The organism is Allobosea sp. GW821-FHT12C12 (genome assembly GCF_058807355.1).
This window is the reverse complement of record NZ_JBXAQP010000004.1, coordinates 198064-217487: the sequence shown is the minus strand read 5'-3', so window position 1 is coordinate 217487 and position 19424 is coordinate 198064. Positions and strand designations below refer to the sequence as shown.

At 68.0% G+C, this 19424-nt stretch carries 21 protein-coding genes; 13 read left to right on the top strand and 8 right to left on the bottom strand.

The features are described 5' to 3' along the window. The first annotated feature begins 112 nt into the window (after positions 1–112). The 5 genes from mscL (at position 113) to AC1RRW_RS07730 (ending at position 3685) form a co-directional block, all read left to right on the top strand. The gene (gene mscL / locus AC1RRW_RS07750) at positions 113–529 is read left to right on the top strand and encodes a large conductance mechanosensitive channel protein MscL (protein ID WP_492900073.1); all 417 of its coding nucleotides are present in this window, start codon (positions 113–115) and stop codon (positions 527–529) included. 77 nt (positions 530–606) lie between these two features. Beyond that, positions 607–882, top strand: a complete 276-nt coding sequence (locus AC1RRW_RS07745) for a type II toxin-antitoxin system RelB/DinJ family antitoxin (protein WP_492900071.1) — start codon at positions 607–609, stop codon at positions 880–882. Then, positions 797–1141, top strand: coding sequence for a type II toxin-antitoxin system YafQ family toxin (locus AC1RRW_RS07740; RefSeq protein ID WP_492900070.1), 345 nt, complete (start codon positions 797–799; stop codon positions 1139–1141). The genes AC1RRW_RS07745 and AC1RRW_RS07740 overlap by 86 nt, the downstream gene beginning before the upstream one ends. Before the next feature lie 168 nt (positions 1142–1309). Further along, positions 1310–2500 carry a pyridoxal phosphate-dependent aminotransferase gene (locus tag AC1RRW_RS07735; protein WP_492900069.1) on the top strand — a complete coding sequence of 397 codons (1191 nt, stop codon included), beginning with the start codon at positions 1310–1312 and terminating at the stop codon, positions 2498–2500. A 120-nt stretch (positions 2501–2620) separates the two neighbouring features. Continuing rightward, complete coding sequence (locus AC1RRW_RS07730; protein ID WP_492900068.1) at positions 2621–3685, top strand: AbrB family transcriptional regulator; 1065 nt, start codon at positions 2621–2623, stop codon at positions 3683–3685. 12 nt (positions 3686–3697) lie between these two features. Here the strand turns inward: AC1RRW_RS07730 and glcF are convergent, their stop codons facing one another. The 3 genes from glcF to AC1RRW_RS07715 all read right to left on the bottom strand — a co-directional run bounded on the left by glcF (position 3698) and on the right by AC1RRW_RS07715 (position 7803). Then, positions 3698–5074 carry a glycolate oxidase subunit GlcF gene (gene glcF / locus AC1RRW_RS07725; RefSeq protein WP_492900067.1) on the bottom strand — a complete coding sequence of 459 codons (1377 nt, stop codon included), beginning with the start codon at positions 5072–5074 and terminating at the stop codon, positions 3698–3700. A 108-nt stretch (positions 5075–5182) separates the two neighbouring features. Next, positions 5183–6370, bottom strand: coding sequence for an FAD-binding protein (locus AC1RRW_RS07720; protein WP_492900066.1), 1188 nt, complete (start codon positions 6368–6370; stop codon positions 5183–5185). Further along, a complete protein-coding gene (locus AC1RRW_RS07715) occupies positions 6367–7803 on the bottom strand; it encodes an FAD-binding oxidoreductase (RefSeq protein ID WP_492900065.1) in 1437 nt (478 codons plus the stop codon). The genes AC1RRW_RS07720 and AC1RRW_RS07715 overlap by 4 nt, the downstream gene beginning before the upstream one ends. Before the next feature lie 112 nt (positions 7804–7915). Here AC1RRW_RS07715 and AC1RRW_RS07710 point away from each other — a divergent pair, with 112 nt between their 5' ends. The 4 genes from AC1RRW_RS07710 (at position 7916) to AC1RRW_RS07695 (ending at position 10430) form a co-directional block, all read left to right on the top strand. Then, on the top strand, positions 7916–8821 hold the full coding sequence (locus AC1RRW_RS07710; RefSeq protein ID WP_492900064.1) for a LysR family transcriptional regulator: 906 nt from the start codon (positions 7916–7918) through the stop codon (positions 8819–8821). A gap of 245 nt (positions 8822–9066) precedes the next feature. Next, the gene (locus AC1RRW_RS07705; RefSeq protein WP_492900063.1) at positions 9067–9300 is read left to right on the top strand and encodes a hypothetical protein; all 234 of its coding nucleotides are present in this window, start codon (positions 9067–9069) and stop codon (positions 9298–9300) included. Then, complete coding sequence (locus AC1RRW_RS07700; protein WP_492900062.1) at positions 9297–9488, top strand: hypothetical protein; 192 nt, start codon at positions 9297–9299, stop codon at positions 9486–9488. Before AC1RRW_RS07705 ends, AC1RRW_RS07700 begins: the two co-directional genes overlap by 4 nt. Before the next feature lie 9 nt (positions 9489–9497). Continuing rightward, the gene (locus tag AC1RRW_RS07695; RefSeq protein WP_492900061.1) at positions 9498–10430 is read left to right on the top strand and encodes an SMP-30/gluconolactonase/LRE family protein; all 933 of its coding nucleotides are present in this window, start codon (positions 9498–9500) and stop codon (positions 10428–10430) included. On the opposite strand, the gene AC1RRW_RS07690 is transcribed toward AC1RRW_RS07695, so the two are convergent. Genes AC1RRW_RS07690 through AC1RRW_RS07680 form a run of 3 tightly spaced genes read right to left on the bottom strand, consistent with a single transcriptional unit; the run spans position 10427 to position 11881 of the window. After that, positions 10427–11128, bottom strand: coding sequence for a DUF3053 family protein (locus AC1RRW_RS07690; RefSeq protein ID WP_492900060.1), 702 nt, complete (start codon positions 11126–11128; stop codon positions 10427–10429). The two genes, AC1RRW_RS07695 and AC1RRW_RS07690, sit on opposite strands and share 4 nt — an antisense overlap. Positions 11129–11174: 46 nt before the next feature. Then, positions 11175–11465, bottom strand: a complete 291-nt coding sequence (locus tag AC1RRW_RS07685; protein WP_492900058.1) for a pilus assembly protein HicB — start codon at positions 11463–11465, stop codon at positions 11175–11177. Then, positions 11462–11881: a PIN domain-containing protein gene (locus tag AC1RRW_RS07680; protein ID WP_492900057.1), complete on the bottom strand. Its 420-nt coding sequence runs from the start codon at positions 11879–11881 to the stop codon at positions 11462–11464. Before AC1RRW_RS07680 ends, AC1RRW_RS07685 begins: the two co-directional genes overlap by 4 nt. 128 nt (positions 11882–12009) lie before the next feature. Here AC1RRW_RS07680 and hisS point away from each other — a divergent pair, with 128 nt between their 5' ends. From hisS to AC1RRW_RS07660, 4 genes are all read left to right on the top strand, one after another. Further along, entirely contained in the window at positions 12010–13590 is a 1581-nt protein-coding gene (gene hisS / locus AC1RRW_RS07675; protein WP_492900056.1) for a histidine--tRNA ligase, read from the top strand. 263 nt (positions 13591–13853) lie between these two features. Then, entirely contained in the window at positions 13854–14966 is a 1113-nt protein-coding gene (locus tag AC1RRW_RS07670; RefSeq protein ID WP_492900055.1) for an ATP phosphoribosyltransferase regulatory subunit, read from the top strand. Then, a complete protein-coding gene (gene hisG / locus AC1RRW_RS07665; protein ID WP_492900054.1) occupies positions 14963–15970 on the top strand; it encodes an ATP phosphoribosyltransferase in 1008 nt (335 codons plus the stop codon). The genes AC1RRW_RS07670 and hisG overlap by 4 nt, the downstream gene beginning before the upstream one ends. Before the next feature lie 315 nt (positions 15971–16285). Next, the gene (locus AC1RRW_RS07660) at positions 16286–16768 is read left to right on the top strand and encodes an META domain-containing protein (RefSeq protein WP_492900052.1); all 483 of its coding nucleotides are present in this window, start codon (positions 16286–16288) and stop codon (positions 16766–16768) included. Positions 16769–16780: 12 nt separating this feature from the next. Here AC1RRW_RS07660 and AC1RRW_RS07655 read toward each other — a convergent pair whose 3' ends face one another. Both AC1RRW_RS07655 and AC1RRW_RS07650 read right to left on the bottom strand, forming a co-directional pair. Continuing rightward, positions 16781–18865 carry an ABC transporter ATP-binding protein/permease gene (locus tag AC1RRW_RS07655; RefSeq protein WP_492900051.1) on the bottom strand — a complete coding sequence of 695 codons (2085 nt, stop codon included), beginning with the start codon at positions 18863–18865 and terminating at the stop codon, positions 16781–16783. A gap of 5 nt (positions 18866–18870) precedes the next feature. Further along, on the bottom strand, positions 18871–19287 hold the full coding sequence (locus AC1RRW_RS07650; protein ID WP_492900050.1) for a hypothetical protein: 417 nt from the start codon (positions 19285–19287) through the stop codon (positions 18871–18873). Positions 19288–19424: the final 137 nt, after the last annotated feature.

Sequence of the window (19424 nt, the reverse complement as noted above, 5' to 3'; positions counted from 1 at the left end):
CGGCCCGCCAGAGCGCTTTGGGGACAGTCGGAACCGGGGGCTTCTAACCGCGCCGCAAAGCCGCTAGCCTTTCGTCTCATACTAGCTGGCATCGTCAGGAAAGGGCCTAAAAATGCTCGATGAGTTCAAGAAATTCGCCCTCAGGGGCAATGTCGTCGACCTGGCGATCGGCGTGATCATCGGCGCGGCGTTCGGCAAGATCGTCGATTCGCTCGTCAGCGACATCATCATGCCGTTCATCGGCGCGCTCGGCGGCGTCGACTTCTCGAACTATTTCATCGGTCTCAACCGCGCCGTGACATCGCCCGTGCTGGTCGACGCCAAGAAGCAGGGCGCCGTGCTGGCCTATGGCAATTTCGTCACCGTGGCGCTGAACTTCCTGATCATCGCCTTCGTCCTGTTCCTCGTGGTTCAAGGGATCAACCGGCTCAAGCGGAAGGAAGAGACGGCGCCCGCGCCGGCCAAGACGCCCGAGGACGTCGTCCTGCTCGGCGAAATCCGCGATCTGCTGAAGCAGAAGACGGTCTGAGCTTACCATCAAGACGAGGCTTGACGTCGTCGACGTGAGATACAATGTATCTCACGTCGATCAAAGGAGGTCAGCCGATGGCCACGACGACCATGGTCCATGTCCGGGTGGATGAAGAGGTCAAGGAACAGGCGAGCGAGGCACTTGCCGCGATGGGACTCACCGTTTCTGCGGCGGTGAAGATTTTTCTGCGACGCGTCGCTGCGGAGAAGGAGATCCCTTTCGACATCCGCGTACCGAACGCTGAGACCCGCGCTGCAATGGCCGATGCGGACGAGATGGTGCGTTCGAACGCCCCGACCTACAAGACCGCTGCGGCTCTGTTCGATGCGCTTGACAAAGCCGGCGAGTAGCAAGCGAGCGACGCTGCCGCGCGAAGCGCGTTACACAAAGCGCTTTCATGGCGAATGGACCACTCTGTCGCGGTCTGGCCGCTACGATATGGTTCACGCGAAAGAGGTGATGATGGCGTTGATCGCCAACGACGCCCCGTTATCGGCGGAATGGCTCGATCATCCTTTGAAGGGCGAATGGGCTGGCCATAGGGAATGCCATATCGGCGGCGATTTTCTCCTGATCACAGGGTCGATGCCCGGGGTTCGGACGAGGTGATCACGTTCGTCGCAATCGGAACCCACTCACAACTGTTCAAATGAATTGAACTGGAGCGAGGCCAAGGCCGATTCATCACCGCGAACGATCGACCCGATCTCGCGATTTCATGCCGGCGGCAGCCTGGATCGGCTAGAAGCCCGGCATGAGTTTCGCGAGGACGAGCGCATGACCACGACGACCCTGCCCGGCGCGAGGCTGATCCCGGATCTGCGGCCCGAGGCGCGCAACGCGCCCGAAAGCGGCATCGTCGAGGTCGTCAATCACGGCCGGCTCAAGCCCGGTCTGATCCCGCTCTGGGTCGGCGAGGGCGATCTGCCGACGCCCGACTTCATCGTCCGCGCCGCGAACAGGTCGCTGGCCGACGGCGAGACGTTCTACACCTGGCAGCGCGGCGTTCCCGAGCTGCGCGAGGCGCTGGCGCGCTATCATACGACGCTCTACGGCCAGCCGCTCCCGTCCGACCGCTTCTTCGTCACCGGCTCCGGCATGCAGTCGGTCCAGATCGCGGTCAGGCTGATCGCGGGTCCCGGCGACGAACTCGTCATCCCGACGCCGGCCTGGCCGAACTTCGCCGCCGCGATCGGCATCGCCGGCGCGAAGGCCGTGTGCGTGCCGATGGATCTGGCGCAGGGCCGCTTCTCGCTCGATCTCGAAAAGCTCGAGGCCGCGATCACGCCGAGGAGCCGGGCGATCGTCATCAACTCCCCGGCGAACCCGACCGGCTGGACCGCGACGAAGACCGAGCTGACCGGGCTGCTGGCGCTCGCCCGCAAACACGGCCTCTGGATCGTCGCCGACGAGATCTACGGCCGCTTCGTCTATGACGGAAAGCCCCGCGCCGCCTCCTTCCACGATGTTATGGATCCCGAGGACCGCATCCTCTTCGTCCAGACCTTCTCAAAGAACTGGGCCATGACCGGCTGGCGCATCGGCTGGATCGAGGCGCCCGCCGCCTTCGGCCAGATCATCGAGAACCTGATCCAGTACTCGACCTCGGGCTCGCCGGTCTTCGTCCAGCGCGCCGCCGTCGCCGCGCTCGAGGAGGGCGAGCCCTTCGTGATCGAGCAGATCGCGCGTGCCGCCGAGGGCCGCAGGATCATCGCGGAGGGGCTGAAAGCCACCAATCGCGTCTCGCTGGCCGCGCCGGACGGGGCGTTCTACCAGTTCTTCTCGGTCGACGGCCGCGAGGATTCGCGCGCGCTCGCGATCGAGCTGGTCGACGACGCCAATGTCGGCCTGGCTCCGGGCACAGCCTTCGGGCCGGGCGGCGAGACGGGCCTGCGCCTGTGCTTCGCGCGCCAGGCGTCCGATCTGCATGAGGTGGTGACGCGGCTGCAGCGGGCGCTCTCGCCCTGACCCGGCGCGCGACGCCGCGCAAGCGGGTCTGCCCTGCGCGCAGGCGGTTTGCGCCGGCCGTCGCGGGCGGGCATTGAACGCCTCGGCGCGGACCTCTCCGCGCAGGCGATCCAGCGAGCCATGAATCCGGCGCGGTACCCTTCCCGACGATTGAAGATCTGGGCCGGCGAAGCCGCCGTCATCGCGCTTGCGGCGGCGGGCGGCGGCGCGTTCGCCTTGCTCGGCGTGCCGGCGGCCTGGCTGTCCGGCGCGATGCTGACGGTCGCGGTCGTCGGCGTCTTCCGGCCGCTGCCGATCCTGCGCCAGCCCTGGTTCGACGCGACGATGCTGGTCTCCGGCGTCCTGATCGGCTCGGCCGCGACGCCGGAGGCGCTGTCGGCCGCCTCGCGCTATCCCGGCTCGCTGGCGATCATGTTCGTCGGCCTTGCCGCGATCATGCTCGCGACCGGGGCCTATCTCCGCTACGTCGCGCGCTGGTCCTGGATCGACTCGCTGCTGGCGGCGGCGCCGGGCGCGCTCTCGGCGGTGATCGCCGTGGCGCAGGCCAAGGGCGCGAACATCGGCAAGATCGCCGCCGTCCAGCTTTTCCGCATCCTCGTCCTGGTCGCGCTTCTGCCGAGCGTCATGCAGGCGAGCGCGGGCGGCGGCCTCGGCCTGCCGCCGCCGGCGCATGTCGTCGATCTCGGCGGGCTGATCGTGCTGATGGCGGCGGCGCTCGTCTGCGGCCTGTTCTTCGAGCGGCTCGGCGTCACCGCGCCGCTCATCCTCGGCGCGACGCTCGCCAGCGCGGTGCTGCATGGCGGAGGCTGGGTCGAGGGCGTGCTGCCGATGGACATCCAGACGGTCGCGCTCGTCATGCTCGGCGCGGTGATGGGCGGGCGCGTCTCCAATGTGAAGCGCGGCGAGCTGATGATGCTGTTTCCGCTCGCGATCGGCGGCTTCTTCGTCTCGATGGCGGTGGCGCTGGCCTTCGCCTGGCCGGCGGCGCTGGCGGCCGGCGTGCCCTACGCCTCCGCGATGGCGGCCTTCGCGCCGGGCGGGCTGGAGGCGATGGCGATGCTCGCCTTCTCGATGGGTCTCGATCCGCTCTATGTCGGCGCGCACCATCTCGCGCGCTTCTTCGCGATCGGACTGGCGATGCCGCTGATCGTGGCGCGGCTGAAGGCGGAGACGCCGAAGGAGTGAGCCTTCGCCGGCTCAGGCGCTCGGCAGCGGCTTCGCGGCGGGAGGCGGCCCGCCTTCGGTGAAGCCCGCCTCGGCGAGCTTCGCCGGCAGCGGCCCGCCGGTCGCCCAGTCGAGCAGTTCGACGGTGTGGACGACCGGCGTGGTCGCGCCCTTGTCGGAAAAGCCCTTCGCCAGCTGGGTCATGCAGCCGATATTGCCGGTCGCGACCAGCCTCGGCTTCGTCCGCTCGATATGGCCGACCTTGCGGGCGCGGAGCTGGCCGGCGATTTCCGGCTGGAGGATGTTGTAGACGCCGGCCGAGCCGCAGCAGATATGGCTCTCGGCCGCCTCCCTGACCCGGAAGCCGGCTGCCGAGAGCAGGCGCCTGGGGCCGTCCTTCAGCTGCTGGCCATGCTGCATCGAGCAGGCCGAGTGATAGGCGATCGGCATCGCGACGTCGCGCGTCGGCGCGATGTCCAGCGTCTCCAGCACCTCGGTCACGTCCCTGGCCAGCGCCGAAACACGCGCCGCCTTTTCCGCATAGGCCGGCTCGTTGCGGAACATGAAGCCGTAATCCTTGATCGTGGTGCCGCAGCCCGAGGCCGTGATCACGATCGCGTCCAGTCCCGCGCCCTCGGTCTCGGCCGTCCAGGCGTCGATGTCGCGGCGGGCGAAGGCGAGCGCATCGTGCTCCTGGCCCATATGGTGAACGAGCGCGCCGCAGCAGCCTTCGCCCTTCGGCAAGACGACCTCGACGCCATGGCGGGTCAGCAGCCGGATCGCCGCCTCGTTGATGCGGGGATCGAGCACGGGCTGGGCGCAGCCCGACAGCATGGCGACGCGCTTGAGGCGCGGGCCGGCCGCGGCGAAGCTCCGCGGGCCTTCCATGGTCGAGCGCGTCGGCAGGCTCGGCGGAGCAAGCTCCAGCATCGCCTTCAGCCGCGCGCCGACCACAGGCAGGCCGCCGAGCAGGCCGGCGAAGGGTTTTCCAAGCCGCGCGGCCGTCATGGCGAGCCGGAAGCGCTCCGGATAGGGCAGCACGGCCGCCAACACGCGCCGCAGCGCCCTGTCGTGCCAGGAGCGGGTGTAGGTCTCCTCGATATGGGCGCGGGCATGGTCAACGAGGTGCATGTAGTGCACGCCCGAGGGGCAGGTCGTCATGCAGGACAGGCAGGAGAGGCAGCGGTCGACATGCCTGACCACCTCAGGCGTGGCCGGCTTGCCGTTCTCGAGCATGTCCTTGATCAGGTAGATGCGCCCGCGCGGCGAATCGAGTTCGTCGCCGAGCAGCAGATAGGTCGGACAGGTCGCGGTGCAGAAGCCGCAATGCACGCAGGTCCGCAGGATCTTCTCCGACGCCGGCAGGCGCGGGTCGGAGGCGAGATGGTCCGGGGTGAAGTTGGTCTGCATGATCACTCGCCGTCATGCCCGGACTTGTGCCGAGCATCCACGTCTTGCGACGCGGCTGAAAGAAGACGTGGATGGTCGGGACAAGCCCGACCATGACGATGGAGGCGGTCAGACCCCCGCATACATCCGCCCGGGCTCGAACACCCCGGCCGGATCGAAGCTCGCCTTGATGCCGGCCGTCACCCGCATCAGCGGCTCGCCGAGCGGCTCGAACACCGGCACGCTGGCGCGGATCGCGTCCGGCGCGCGCACCAGCGTCGCGTGACCGCCGCGCGGCCTGATCGCCGCGCGGATCGCGCTCGCGCCCGCGTCGCCCTCCGGCGGCACGCCGAGCCAGACCAGCCCGCCGCCCCAGTCGTAGAACCGGCGCGCGCCGGGCAGGACGCCGGCCAGCGCGGCCGTCGCCTTCGGCCCGTCGCCCGGCGCAAGCGAAAGCCGCCAGACCGCCTCGTCCGTTTCGGCGAAGAAGCGCGCGTCCCGTATCCGCTCCCAGAGCGCCGTCGACGCTTCGCCCTCGATCAGCTCCGGCTGGCCATGCGCGCCCAGCAGGGAGGCGAGCTCGGCCTTGCGATAGTCGATCGAGTCGCAAAAATTCTCCAGCCGCAGCAGCGTGCGGGCCTGCTCCGCGCCGATGCCGGCCGGCAGATGCGCCGCCGCGAAGGGCTCGAAGGGCGAGCCGAGCGCCGCCGAGAGCAGCGCCACGCCGGCCTCGTCCGACAGGCCGCGCCAGGCGAGCGTGACGACGCGCTCCGGCATCGGCAGAACGCGGAAGGTCACCTCGGTCAGGAAGCCGAGCGTGCCGGAACTGCCGCTGACGAGCTTGACCAGGTCGAGCCCGGTGACGTTCTTCATCACGCGCCCGCCGGACTTGATCGCCTCGGCCTTCCCGTTGACGAGGCGGATGCCGATCAGGGAATCGCGCGCCGCCCCGGCATTGATCCGGCGCGGGCCGGAGATGTTGCCGGCCGCGACCGCGCCGATCGTCGGCTCGCCGCTCGTGCCGTAGAGCGCGCGATGGTCCATCGGCTCGAAGGGCAGCATCTGTCCGCGATCGGCGAGCGTCTTCTGGATGTGCGACAGCGGCGTTCCCGCCCGCGCGCCGATCACCATCTCGGCCGGCTCGTAGAGCGTGATGCCGCTCAGGCCGGCGCTGGAGAGCGTGGCCTCGGTCTGCGTCGGCCGCCCGAGCCCGGCCCGCGTGCCGCCGCCGACGATGGCGAGCGGCGTGCGGGCGGCGATGGCGGAGGCGACGAAGGCGCGGGCGTCGGCCTCGGAGGAGGGGGTGTGCAGGGTCACGCCGCCACCCGCCCTTCCAGCGGAAACACTTTTGCCGGGTTCAGCAGCCACTGCCCGTCGAACACCGCGCGCACCCGCATCTGCTGGCGCAGGTCGGCCTCGTTGAACTGGAACGTCATCAAATCGCGCTTCTCGATGCCGACGCCGTGCTCGCCGGTGAGGCATCCCCCCACCTCGACGCAGAGCCTGAGGATGTCCATGCCGGCAGCCTCGGCCTTCCGCGCCTCGACCGGGTCGTTGCAGTTGTAGAGGATCAGCGGATGGAGGTTGCCGTCGCCGGCATGGAAGACGTTGGCGACGCGCAAGCCGTAGCCCTTCACGATCTCGTCCATGCGCCGCAGCACATGCGGCAACTGCCCGGTCGGGATGGTGCCGTCCATGCAGATATAGTCGGCGATGCGCCCGGTGGCGCCGAAAGCCGACTTCCGGCCCTTCCAGATCGCGGCCGATTCCATCGCCGACTGGCTTTCCTTCACCGTCTTGACGCCGTGCTCCCGGGCGATCGCGACGATGCGGGAAAGCTGCGCGTCCATCTCCGCGTCCGAGCCCTCGACCTCGATGATCAAGAGGGCCTCGACATCCATCGGATAGCCGGCCTTGGCGAAGGCCTCGCAGATCTCGATCGCAGGCTTGTCCATGAACTCCATCGCGACCGGGATGATGCCCGCCCCGATGATCGCCGCTACGGCCGCGCCGGCCTGCTCGCTGGTCGGAAAGCCGAACAGGACGGGGCGCGCCCCCTCGGCCGAACGCAGGATGCGCACCGTCGCTTCCGTGACGATGCCGAGCTGGCCTTCCGAGCCCACGACGAGACCGAGCAGGTCGTAGCCGGGCGCGTCGAGATGGCCGCCGCCGATCTCGCAGATCGCGCCGTCGAGCATGACGAGCGTGACGCCGAGCACGTTGTTGGTGGTGACGCCGTATTTCAGGCAATGCGCCCCGCCGGAGTTCATGCCGATATTGCCGCCGATCGAGCAGGCGAGCTGCGAGGACGGGTCTGGCGCGTAGAAGAAGCCTTGTTCCGAGACCGCGCCGGTGACGGCGAGGTTGGTGACGCCGGCCTGCACCTTGGCGATCCGGTTGGCGTAGTCGATCTCGAGGATGCGGTTCATCTTGGAGACGCCGATCACGACCGCGTCCTCCTGCGGAATCGCGCCGCCGCAGAGCGAGGTGCCGGCCCCGCGCGGGACCACCGGCACGCCCTGCGCGCTGCAATATTTCAGCACCGCCGCGACCTCCTGCGTCGTCGAGGGCAGCACCACGGCGAGCGGCAGCCGGCGATAGGCGGTCAGAGCGTCCGTTTCATAAGGCCGGCGCTCGTCCGCGCTTGTGATCAAAGCCTCGGGCGCGACGAGTTGTGCGAGCCCCGCGACGATGGCGTCGCGGCGGGCGAGGATGCTCTGGTCGGGCGCGGGGAATGCGATGGCGGACATGCGTTATTCTCCACTCGTCCAGACCCTAGACCAATTCCAACCACCTTGCAGTGCGACCGACGTCCATGATTATTTCCATTTCGGAAAAGATCGCGCGGAGGTAGCGTGGCGCATGGACAGGTTCGGCGATCTCGACGTCTTCGCCCATGTGGTGACGGCCAAAAGCATGTCGGCGGCCGGCCGGCAGCTCAAGCTGTCGCCGGCGGTGATCTCCAAGCGCATCCGGCGGCTCGAGGAGCGGCTCGGCGTGCGCCTGCTCCAGCGCACGACGCGCCAGCTCTCGCTGACCGAGGCGGGGCAGGGCTTCTACGAGCGCGTCGTCTCGATCCTGTCCTCGATCGAGGATGCCGAGGCCTGGGTCGCGAGCGGAGCCGGCCAGGCGCGCGGCACGCTCAGGGTCTCCGCGCCGACCTCGTTCGGGCGCATGCACATCGCTCCGCATCTCAAGCCCTTCCTCGACGCCAACCCGCTGGTCAGCGTCGACCTGATCCTGACTGACGCGTTCGTCGACATCATCGGCGAGGGCTTCGACCTCGCGGTCCGCATCGCCGATCTGCAGGATTCCTCGCTCGTCGCCAAGCGGCTCGCCCCGAACCACCGCGTGCTCTGCGCGACGCCCGGTTATCTCTCCGCGCACGGCGCGCCCGAGACGATCGAAGCGCTGTCGCGCCACACCCTGATCGCCCACAACGCCGACCAGTGGCGGCTCGACGGGCCGGGCGGGCCGGTCAACGTGCGGGTGAGCGGCCCGCTGCGCACCAATTCGAGCGAGGTCGTGCGCGAGGCGCTGCTGGCCGGCGTCGGCATCGCGCTGCGCTCGACCTGGGATGTCGGACCGGAGCTGAAATCAGGCGCGCTGCTGCGGGTGCTGCCGGAGTACTCGGTCGGCAAGCGTGTCGCGGTTCACGCGGTCTATCCCAGCCGGAGGCACATGGAGCAGAAGGTCCGGGTGTTCGTCGATTATCTGGCCGAGCTTTATGGCGCGACGCCGTATTGGGACGAGGGGCTGGCCTTGTGAGCGAAAAGGCCGCCCCATCGCGATCTTGCCGCATGCGCCTGGCCAGCCCCAGTTTGTCGATGGGGAGTGGATCTGCACCGTGCCGCTTGGCCAGGCGCCGTCGGCAGTCTGGATGCCTTTGCTGCGCTGTCTCAATTTCCCGGCGCTTGGCCGGGAGAGTTCGAGCTGGTCTTCGCTTTGTCGCTGTGGGATGGGAACGTCGAACAGCGCTTTTTGACGGTCTTGAAACCCAACGGATTGTTCCATTGGCGCGTGATCGAGCCGCGATCCTCGACGCCATATGCCAGCTTGTTGCGTTGTTGGTGGCCGAGGCCGCGCCAAACGTGTTGACCTTCACGACCTGCCGGGCGGATTTGCCTGAACGTGCGTTGCGAAAGTATGATCGCTTATTGGCTGCCTTGCAGAAGCACGGCTACGTCGTGACGAAAGTGTATCGCCATTTTGGTTGCGGCATCGGGTGGGTGGAGCGAAGAACATGAATTCGGCGAAGACGCGCTCATCGCTTGAGGACCCTGCGCTGCGCGAGCATCTGATGCTGACCCCCAAGGAGCGCATCGAGGCGACGACTCGGCGTCTGCTGGAGGACCCGCGGGTGCGTGAGGCACTCGGTCGTCCCGAGAAGACCACCGTCGACATTCGGTCGTCGAGGCGACGTGGGGCGGCCTGATCGCGATTCATGTTCGGCGTTCTCGAAGGCACCGGGGTCAGCGTCCTCGATCCGCGCTTCCATCGCATCGTGCCGGGCTCCGCCCGCGTCGAGCGGCTCTGGACCGGCTCGCGCTGGGCCGAGGGGCCGGCCTGGTTTCCGGCGCATAACACGCTGGTCTGGTCCGACATCCCCAATGACCGGATGCTGCGCTACGATGCGCTCTCCGGCCACACCGCCGTCTTCCGCCAGCCTGCGCGGAACTCCAACGGCAACACCGTCGACCGCGAGGGAAGGCTCGTCACCTGCGAGCATGGCGGGCGGCGGGTGACGCGCACCGAGCACGATGGCCGCATCACCGTGCTGGCGAGCCACTACGAGGGCAAGCGCCTGAATTCGCCCAACGACGTCGTGGTCAAGTCGGACGGCTCGATCTGGTTCACCGATCCCGACTACGGCATTCTCAGCGACTATGAGGGCGACAAGAGCGCGGGCGAGATCGGCCGCTGCAACGTCTACCGCATCGACGGCGCGACCGGCGCGCTGACCGTCGTCGCCGACGACTTCGTCAAGCCCAACGGGCTCGCCTTCTCGCCCGACGAGAGCATCCTCTACATCGCCGACACCGGCGCGAGCCACGATCCCGAGCACGGCCCGCGCCACATCCGCGCCTGCGCGGTAGAGGGCGCGGCGCTGGGCGGCTCGACCGTCTTCGCCACCTGCACGGCCGGGCTGTTCGACGGCTTCCGGCTCGATGCGGAGGGGCGGATCTGGACCTCCGCCGCCGACGGCGTCCACATCCATCACCCGGACGGCGCGCTGATCGGCAAGGTCGCGATCCCCGAGATCGTCGCCAATGTCTGCTGGGGCGGCCCGAAGCTGAACCGCCTCTTCATCTGCGGCACGACCTCGCTCTACGCGATCATGACGCACGCGAACGGGGCGACGCGGCCGGGCGGCTAGCTTCCGTAGAGCACCCGGCGCATCTTCTGCTGCGCCTCGGTCATCGAGCGCTGCTTGCTCGCCATGCCCTCCAGCGCGGCCTGCACCTTCGCGCGCAGGGCCGGGTTCGTGACCTCGAGCTGCGAGCCATTGAGCTTGATCGCCTCCCGGTTGCCCTCGACCAGCTCCGCCATGGCCAGGACGGAGCCGAAGGCCTCGTCGGTCGGCGGGAAGATCTCGCGGAAGGCCGTCACCGGCTGGGTGACCAGCTTGTCGTAGACGCTTGCATAGACGGCGTGCAGGTCGTCGGGCTGCTTCAGCGCGGCGCGCTCGGCCTCGGTCGCGGCGGCCGCCTCGTCGAGCGCCGTCCGCATCGTCTTGAAACCGGCGCGCACCGCCGCGAGATCGGCCTTGCGGGTGACGACCTCCTCGATAGAGCGCGGCACGCCGTTCGTCATCGCCTGCTGCATCGGCGTGGCGACCGACGCGTTCATGCGCTCGTGGAAGCGGGTGATCACGGCATAATGCCCGGCATAGTCGCCGAACGTCTTCTGCTTCTCGGCATCCGGTCGCGGCACGCGCGCGCCGGGCCGCGGCAGCACCTCGGTCTGCAGGAAGGCGATGAAGGCCTTGCGCTGGTCAGGCTCGCTCGGCCCGCAGGCGGCGAGCGCGACGCTCAAGGCAAGGCAGACCAGGGCGCTTCGGAGTCGGATCGACATGGACCTTTCCCTCGAAAGACAACTTTCCGGCATCGAAAGCTAACTCTCATCCATCTGCGTCAGACACCTTCTGTCGGCGCTGCCGACTTTCGGGCAGCTCGTCGTCGGGAAGCGGGTCTACGTCAGGGACCTTGGCGAGCAGCGCCAGCATCTCCTCCGGCCGGGCATCCCCGGCAAAGCGCCGCAAAAACGCAGCGGTCGTCTCCTGCGCCGTGATCTGTTGGGCAACGGCGATCGAAATCCACTGATTGAGCGAAACGCCGTCGTCCTTGGCGAGGCGCTGCGCCTCGCGCTTGAGCGAAGCGGGTAGTTTGAGGGGATAGGAGCTTTTGCTCATGAAATCTCCTGCAAGGCCTCCGAAGGCTTGATGGTCGCAATCCCGAACGCCGCCGCTGGACCGAAATCGCGGACGTTATGCGTCACGATCGCCGTAGCGCCCCCGTTGATCGCGGCTTCCAGAACCAGTTCGTCGGCCGCGTCACGGAGTTGCGGACGCCAACGAAACCTGATCTCGACCGGATCGCAGAGGAGCGCGAACTGCCGCAGATAGGCGTCGATCTCGGCTTCTGCAAAACCATGTATAGCGGCCTGCGACGCTCGCTTGAGAACATCCTCGTATTCCAGCAGCAATGCTGTCGTGATCAGCGGACGAAGCGTGCCGCGCGCGATAGCCTCGAGCAACACGAAGCTCGCCCCTCTGCTGCTGCGAAGGCCGGAGACGATCACCGACGTGTCAAAAACCCAGCGCAGCATATCTCATAGGATATCGAAATCCACGCTGAGAGCAATTGCGCGCAGGCATCGTCGCGCGCCGCTTGCCGGCCGGCCCGGCGCGGTCTAACCCGCCTCCGCAACCATTGTCTCAAGTCAACGAAACGCCCATGTCCACCCCCACCAAGCTGAAAGCCCGCCAGCCGCGCGGTTTCGTCGATCGCGGGCCGGCCGACGTCGCCGCGACCGAGCGCATGCTCGGCGTCATCCGCGAGAGCTTTTCGCGCTACGGCTTCGAGCCGGTGGAAACGCCGTTCGTCGAGTTCTCCGATGCGCTCGGAAAGTTCCTGCCGGATCAGGACCGGCCGAACGAGGGCGTATTCTCCTTCCAGGACGACGACGAGCAGTGGCTCTCGCTGCGCTACGACCTGACCGCGCCGCTCGCCCGCTACGTCGCCGAGAATTTCGATGCGCTGCCGAAGCCCTATCGCAGCTACCGCGCCGGCTACGTCTTCCGCAACGAGAAGCCGGGCCCGGGGCGGTTCAGGCAGTTCATGCAGTTCGACGCCGATATCGTCGGCGCGGGCTCGGTCGCGGCCGACGCCGAGATCTGCATGCTCGCGGCCGACACGATGGAGGCGCTGGGGATCAGGCGCGGCGACTACGTCGTCAAGGTCAACAATCGCAAGGTGTTGGACGGGGTGATGGAGGCGATAGGGCTCGGCGGCGAGGAGAACGCCGGGCGGCGGCTGACAGTGCTGCGGGCGATCGACAAGCTCGACAAGTTCGGTCCGGAGGGCGTGCGGCTGCTGCTGGGCGAGGGGCGCAAGGACGAGAGCGGGGATTTTACGAAGGGGGCGGGGCTGAGCGAAGAGCAGGCTGACCTCGTTCTTGCAATCATACATGCCACCATAGCTATTCAGGGCAAGGCTGGAGGTGGAGAAGCCTATGGAGGCGCAGCAGCGTTCACTCCTGACAAGCGGTTTCCTCTGAATGAGCTCTTCAGCAAAACTGCTAACATGACATTCGGACAAGGCGTGGTCGAACTGTCCGATATGAAAGCTCTTCTCCACGCTAGCGGCTATGAAGATGACCGCATCCGCATCGACCCCTCCGTCGTCCGCGGCCTCGAATACTACACCGGCCCGGTCTACGAGGTCGAACTGACCTTTCCGGTGACCAACGAGGACGGCCAGGTCGTGCGCTTCGGCTCGGTCGCGGGCGGCGGGCGTTATGACGGGTTGGTCGGCCGCTTCCGGCCGGAGCCCGTGCCGGCGACGGGCTTCTCGATCGGTGTCTCGCGGCTCTACTCCGCGCTGAAGGCGGTGAAGTCGCCGATCGTCGATTCCAAGGCGGAGCTGCCGCTCGTGGTCGTCACCGCGATGGACAACAAGACGCCCGAGCACATGCCTGCCTATCAGGCGATGGTCTCCGAGCTGCGCAAGGCGACCGACGACGCCGGAAAACCGCTGCTGCGCGCCGATCTCTATCTCGGCTCTTCGGGCTTCAACGCCCAGATGAAGTATGCCGACCGGCGCAATGCGGTCTGCGCGGTGATCCAGGGCTCGTCCGAACGCGAGGCGGGGACAGCGATCGTCAAGGATCTGATCATGGGCGCGGAGCTAGCCGCCGCCGGGCGCGAGGTCAAGGATTCCGCCGAGCACAAGGAGCGGCAGGCGCAGGCGCAGTTCGCGGTGCCGATGGAGGAGTTGGTGGAGGGCGTCAGAAAAGTGCTCGCACGCTACTCATAGAGCGCGGGGAACCCTTCTCCCGGAGGGAGAAGGGCAGGGATGAGGGCCCGCCGCTCGTGATTGAAGTGAGACGGAGCCGGTGCACTTCATGCGGCAACGGCAGGCCCTCATCCGGCCCTCCGGGCCACCTTCTCCCATCCGGGAGAAGGGAAGAAAGCGGCGGTGCTTCCCTCGCGCCAGTTCCCATTCACCCAATTCCCTAAAAACCGTCGAAAATCCCCGGCACCGCTGCTAGGACAGCGCGCTCAACAGGACGAACGCCCTTGCCCGCATCGCGCGCCAGCATCGAGACCGTGACCGCGCTGCTCGCAGGCGAGGGCTATGGCCTGGCCGAGCCCGCGATCCTGCAGCCGGCCGATGTCTTTCTCGACCTGTCGGGCGAGGATATCCGCCGGCGCATCTTCATGACGCAGGACGCCGAGGGCAGAGACTGGTGCCTCAGGCCGGAATACACCATCCCCGTCGCGCTCGCCCATATCGCCTCGGGCGCGACCGAGCCCGCCGCCTATTGCTATTGCGGCCCGGTCTTCCGCATGCGCTCGGGCGAGCCCGGCGAATTCGTCCAGGCAGGGCTTGAATCCTTCGGCCGCGACGATCTCTCGGCCAGCGACGCCGAGATCATGGCGCTGACCATCGAGGCGGCGGCCGCGCTCGGGCTGGTCACGCCGCGCATCGTCATGGGCGACGTCGCGATCCTGAACGCGGTGCTCGACGCGCTTGCCGTGCCCCATGGCGCGCGCCGCCGGCTGATGCGCGCGGTGGTGCAGGGCAGGGGGGCTGACGCCGTCGAGGCGCTCGCCCCGGTCGCGGCCGAGGGCGAGGCGGCGCATGCCGGCCTGCTCAAGGCGCTGGAAGGGCAGGATCCCAAGGCGGCCAAGGCTTTCGTCGAGGACGTGCTCTCGATCGCCGGCATCGCGGCGGTCGGCGGGCGCAGCCCCGGCGACATCGCCGAGCGCTTCCTGGCCCGCGCCGCCGAGCGCGAGAACCCGGTCAATGCCGGGACGCGCGCGCTGCTGGCCGAGATTCTCGCCGTGGCTGGCGATCCCGATACGGCCTCCGCGCGCCTGCGCGCGCTCGCCGACACCGCCTCGCTCGATCTCGCCCGCGAGCTCGACGCCTTCGACGAGCGCACCGGCTTCCTCGCCGTGCGCGGCGTCGATGTGGGCTCAATCGCGTTCTCGGCCGGCTTCGCCCGCAATCTCGACTACTACAGCGGCTTCATCTTCGAGCTGCACGACGCAGGCCGCGGCGACGGCAAGCCCGTCGCCGGCGGCGGGCGCTATGACGGCGTGCTCGGCCGGCTCGGCGCCGCGAAGCCGACGCCTGCGGTCGGCGCCTCGCTCTGGCTCGACCGGCTGCCGGGAGCCGCCTCATGACCGCTTCGAACGATGCGCCGCTCGTCCATGATGCACCGCTCGTCATCGCCGTTCCGTCCAAGGGCCGGCTTCAGGAGAACGCCACCGCCTTCTTCGGCCGCGCCGGGCTGAAATTCGTGCAGTCGCGCGGCGCGCGCGAGTATCGCGGCGCGATCGCCGGCGTGGAGGGCGCCGAGGTCGCCTTCCTCTCGGCCTCCGAGATCGTGGCGCAACTCGCCTCGGGCAAGGCCCATCTCGGCGTCACCGGCGAGGATCTGGTGCGCGAGCAGGTCGCCGACGCCGACAACGCCGTCGAGATGCTGACGCCGCTCGGCTTCGGCCAGGCCAATGTCGTCGTCGCGGTGCCGCAGGCCTGGATCGACGTCGCGACCATGGCCGATCTCGACGACGTCGCCTCGCTGATGCGCGCGCGGCAAGGCCGCAAGCTCCGCGTCGCGACCAAATACGTCAACCTGACGCGGCGCTTCTTCGCCGGCCACGGGCTCAACGACTACCGCATCGTCGAGAGCCTGGGCGCGACCGAGGGCGCGCCCGCGGCCGGAACGGCCGACATCGTCGTCGACATCACGACGACGGGCTCGACGCTCGCGGCCAACGCGCTGAAGGTGCTCGACGACGGCGTGATGCTGGCCTCGGAAGCCAACCTCGTCGCCTCGGTCAACGCCAACTGGAACGCGGCCGCGCGCAGGGCGGCCCACGCCATCCTCTCGCGCATCGCCGCCGAGGAAGAGGCGCGCACGGTGCGGGAGGTCCGCGCCAATCTGGGCGAAACGGGTCAGCTCGCCGATATCGTCGCCGGCCTCGGCGCGCGCCTGCCCTTCGGGCCGGCCGTGGCGGGCGCGCCCGCGACGATCCACTGTCCTGAGAAAGCCGTCTTCGCGCTGGTCGCGCGGCTGGCCGAGGCCGGGGCCGAGGATGTCACGGTCTCCGCGCCGGCCTATGTCTTCCGGCGCGAGAACCCCTTGCTGGCCAGGCTGCTGGCCCGGATCGGCAGCGCGGGCTGATCAAAACGGGGCCGCTCCGGGGGGAGCAGCCTCGCATGGCGCGACCTGTCAAAGGGGGGAATGGCAGGTCGCCGAACCCGTGATCCCGACATGTACATGCTACGCGCCACCCCTCGCGGGCGGATGCGGACGCCGCGAATTTCTTGCGTCGGACCTTTTCCCCGCTTCGACAGCGCCCTGCTTTCGTCATCTCTCCGGGGAATCCGGCCGATGGCTTGCGTTCAGGGTTGATCCGTTAACGATAGCGCTCTACGCGCTGTCTGTTGAAGACAGCAGCGCGACCGCTTTTCTCGATGAGTGCAGGTTGAGATGATGATGAACCGACGCCCCGGCCTCGCCGCCGCCTTCGCCACTCTTGCCGTCATGACGCTTGCCGTCTCCGAGGCCTGTGCGCAGGGCCGCATGCCGATGCCTTCGCGAGAGGAACTCGGCAAGCCCGCGCCGATGCCGATGGCGCCGCAGGAAAAGATCTTTCCGTTCGGTGCGGCCTGGAGCGCCTCGACGATGAACGGCAAGCCGATCGCCAGCATGCGCGCGACGCTGCTGGTCGACTCCAATCTGCGCGGCACCGGCTTCGGCGGCTGCAACACCTTCTCGGCCGCCGCCTATCCGCTGCGCCAGCAGGGCTTCGCCGTCGGCCCGCTCGCCCTGACCAAGCGCGCCTGCGACAAGGGCGTGTCTGATTTCGAGCGCAGCTATCTCCTGGCGCTGCGCGGCGCCCGCAAATGGGATCTGGTGCAGGGCCGGCTGGTGCTTTCGACCGCCGGCGGCGATCTCGTCTTCGAACGCGCGCTCTGACAGCGTCTCCGGTCAGGCCGGCGCCAGCGCTGCCGCCTTCGGGCTGAAGGTGCCGTCCGGGTTCGGCTCCATCGTGACGATCGCGTCGTGCATCTCGCGCAGCGTCGAGCGATGGCCGATCGAGACGATCCTCGTCTCGGGCAGCCCGGTCCGGATCGTCTCGTAGATCTCGCCTTCCAGCTTCTCGTCGAGCGAGGCGGTCGCCTCGTCGAGCAGGAGCCAGTCGGGTTTCGCCAGCAGCGCCCGCGCCACGGCCAGCCTCTGCTGCTCGCCGCCCGACAGACGCTGGCCCCAGAGATCGACCTCGTCGAGCCGCTCGGCCAGATGGGCGAGCTTGACCTTGTCCATCGCATCGCGAAGGGCCGCGTCGTCGAAGGCGTTCTCCTGCGCCGGATAGGCCAGCGCCGCGCGCAGGGAACCCTGCGGCAGATAGGGCCGCTGCGGCAGCAGCATGACCTCGGCCCCTTCGGGGATGCCGACCTTGCCGTCGCCGAAGGGCCAGATCCCCGCTATGGCGCGGAACAGGGTCGATTTGCCCGAGCCCGAGGGGCCGACCAGCAGCGTCGTGCGGGTTCCGCCGAGCGAGAGCCCGTCCGCGCGCACGATCGGCTTGCCGTTGGGCAGCGTCAGCGTCGCGCCGTCGACGGTGAGGCTCGCGCCCGGCTGGCGGGTGCGATCGACGCCGCCCTCCTGCGATTCCTGCGCCTGCCGGATCGCCGCCTCGAACGAGGTCAGGCGGTTGATCGAGGCGAGATAGGAGGCAATCGACTGGTAGCTGTTGATGATGAAGGACAGGGCCGTCTCGACGCGCCCGAAGGCCGAGGAGGTCTGCGTCAGCGTGCCGAGCTGGAACTCCTTGGCGAAGTAGCCGGGCGCCAGCAGCAGGAAAGGAATGATGACGTTCGCCTGGTTGTAGGACAGGGTGAAGCTGGTGAGCTTCAGCTTGCGCCACATCAATTCGTAGAAGTTCCGCACGATGTCGCGGAAGCGGTGGCGGAGATGCGTCAGCTCGGCCTTCTCGCCGCGCATCGAGGCGATCTGCTCGGAATATTCGCGCAGGCGCGCCATCGAGAAGCGGAAATTCGCCTCGCGCCGCTCCTGCTCGAATTCGAGCGGGATCAGGTAGCGCCCGATCAGATGGGTGATCCAGGTCGCCAGCGCCGCATAGAGAAACGTCGCCCAGAAGATGAAGCCGGGGATGACGATCTCGGTGCCCGGCACTTTGATCGTCACCGGCAGCGACCAGAGTATGATCGAGAACGAGACCAGAGTGGAGATCTGCGTCAGCAGCGTCAGCGAGAAGGCGTAGGTCTGGTTCAGGAAGGAACGCGTGTCCTCGGCGATGCGCTGGTCCGGGTTGTCCGCCGTGCCGGCGAGCGACATGCGATAATGCGCGCCGGCCGAGAGCCAGCGCCGGTTGTAATCGTCGGCCATATATTCGCGCCAGCGGATCAGCAGGACGCTGTTGGCGACGATCTCGATCAGGTTGGTCACGACGGAAATCGTCGCCCAGACGCCGAAGACCCAGATCAACTGATACCAGAACGCCGAGACGTCGTAGTTCTGCAGCGCGTTGTAGAAGTCGCGGTAGAAGAAGTTCAGCCTGAGCGAGATGCCGACCTGCGCCTGGTTGAGCACGATCAGGAAGACGAGCAGCGCGACGGCCGAATGGCCGAGGCTGATGCTGACCTTGCCGAGCGGTCCGAAATTCAGCGTCGAACGCTGATCGGCGAGGAAATAGGGCGAGGCGATGCGCGCGATGCGCTGCACCACCGGCGCGAAGGAGATCAGGTAGATCAGGATGCCGAAGACCGCGACCGTGGTCGGCAGGCTCGGCGGCGGCGCGACCGCCGTCCAGTTCTGCGGCCAGAAGCCGAGCTGGGCCAGCACGGCGCCCGCGCCGAAGGCGACATATTCCGTGCCGAAGATCGCCGAGAAGATCTTCAGGAAGTAGGCGATGCCGGTCGCGCGGAACACGGCCGCCGCCAGCAGGAGGCCGACCACGCCCATCCCGATCACCCCGGCGTTGCCGGCCTGGATGCCGATGGCGAGCGCGATTACGGCCAGGATGGCGACGGCAAAGCTCAACGGACGCATCGGCGCTATCCTGATTGGGAAGGCTCGCGGCGGACGCCGCGATTCGGACCATGATCCACCGCAGCGCAACAGACAAGAAAGCCAGGCTCAAGGCGCAGGCTCCCTCGCTCAGCGATTTGTGATGTGCCGCAGGCCGCCGCCCGGCCCGAATGCTGTCCGGCCGCGCGGACCTCGCCGATAGCCTCCGCGATCGAGGCTCGCAGCACCAGCGTCGGCCGCGGCGTCTTCGATTGGCTGGCGACGAGGTCGCGGACCTCTCCGATCAACTGGTCGACATTGCCGCCCTGGCCGCCGGCAGCCACCGCAAGGGTGACCGGCGGCATTTCCTCGAAGGCACACCATCCGCTCGCCAGCGCCGCCGCGACCGCAATCAAGGCAATGACGGCATGGATGCCGACGACCACGGCAGAGCGCCGAACCATGATGCGACGCCTGCTTTGCCCGCGCTGCGGGCATGGCCCCGGCCGTGCGCGGCAAGCCTCTGCCATCTTCATCGACAGAGGACGAAAAGCGCTTGCGCTTCCGACGCATAGGAGAAGGCGGGAGGCGCGGGGCGAGC

Excerpts from the sequence above, each read along its gene's own strand:
- hisS (WP_492900056.1), top strand. The coding sequence starts at position 12,010 with ATGTCCACCCCCACCAAGCTGAAAGCCCGCCAGCCGCGCGGTTTCGTC.
- AC1RRW_RS07735 (WP_492900069.1), top strand. The coding sequence starts at position 1,310 with ATGACCACGACGACCCTGCCCGGCGCGAGGCTGATCCCGGATCTGCGG.
- glcF (WP_492900067.1), bottom strand. The coding sequence starts at position 5,074 with ATGCAGACCAACTTCACCCCGGACCATCTCGCCTCCGACCCGCGCCTG.
- AC1RRW_RS07660 (WP_492900052.1), top strand. The coding sequence starts at position 16,286 with ATGAACCGACGCCCCGGCCTCGCCGCCGCCTTCGCCACTCTTGCCGTC.
- AC1RRW_RS07745 (WP_492900071.1), top strand. The coding sequence starts at position 607 with ATGGCCACGACGACCATGGTCCATGTCCGGGTGGATGAAGAGGTCAAG.
- AC1RRW_RS07685 (WP_492900058.1), bottom strand. The coding sequence starts at position 11,465 with ATGAGCAAAAGCTCCTATCCCCTCAAACTACCCGCTTCGCTCAAGCGC.
- AC1RRW_RS07695 (WP_492900061.1), top strand. The coding sequence starts at position 9,498 with ATGTTCGGCGTTCTCGAAGGCACCGGGGTCAGCGTCCTCGATCCGCGC.
- AC1RRW_RS07715 (WP_492900065.1), bottom strand. The coding sequence starts at position 7,803 with ATGTCCGCCATCGCATTCCCCGCGCCCGACCAGAGCATCCTCGCCCGC.
- AC1RRW_RS07740 (WP_492900070.1), top strand. The coding sequence starts at position 797 with ATGCGGACGAGATGGTGCGTTCGAACGCCCCGACCTACAAGACCGCTG.
- mscL (WP_492900073.1), top strand. The coding sequence starts at position 113 with ATGCTCGATGAGTTCAAGAAATTCGCCCTCAGGGGCAATGTCGTCGAC.
- AC1RRW_RS07710 (WP_492900064.1), top strand. The coding sequence starts at position 7,916 with ATGGACAGGTTCGGCGATCTCGACGTCTTCGCCCATGTGGTGACGGCC.
- hisG (WP_492900054.1), top strand. The coding sequence starts at position 14,963 with ATGACCGCTTCGAACGATGCGCCGCTCGTCCATGATGCACCGCTCGTC.
- AC1RRW_RS07730 (WP_492900068.1), top strand. The coding sequence starts at position 2,621 with ATGAATCCGGCGCGGTACCCTTCCCGACGATTGAAGATCTGGGCCGGC.
- AC1RRW_RS07650 (WP_492900050.1), bottom strand. The coding sequence starts at position 19,287 with ATGGTTCGGCGCTCTGCCGTGGTCGTCGGCATCCATGCCGTCATTGCC.
- AC1RRW_RS07655 (WP_492900051.1), bottom strand. The coding sequence starts at position 18,865 with ATGCGTCCGTTGAGCTTTGCCGTCGCCATCCTGGCCGTAATCGCGCTC.
- AC1RRW_RS07680 (WP_492900057.1), bottom strand. The coding sequence starts at position 11,881 with ATGCTGCGCTGGGTTTTTGACACGTCGGTGATCGTCTCCGGCCTTCGC.
- AC1RRW_RS07700 (WP_492900062.1), top strand. The coding sequence starts at position 9,297 with ATGAATTCGGCGAAGACGCGCTCATCGCTTGAGGACCCTGCGCTGCGC.
- AC1RRW_RS07690 (WP_492900060.1), bottom strand. The coding sequence starts at position 11,128 with ATGTCGATCCGACTCCGAAGCGCCCTGGTCTGCCTTGCCTTGAGCGTC.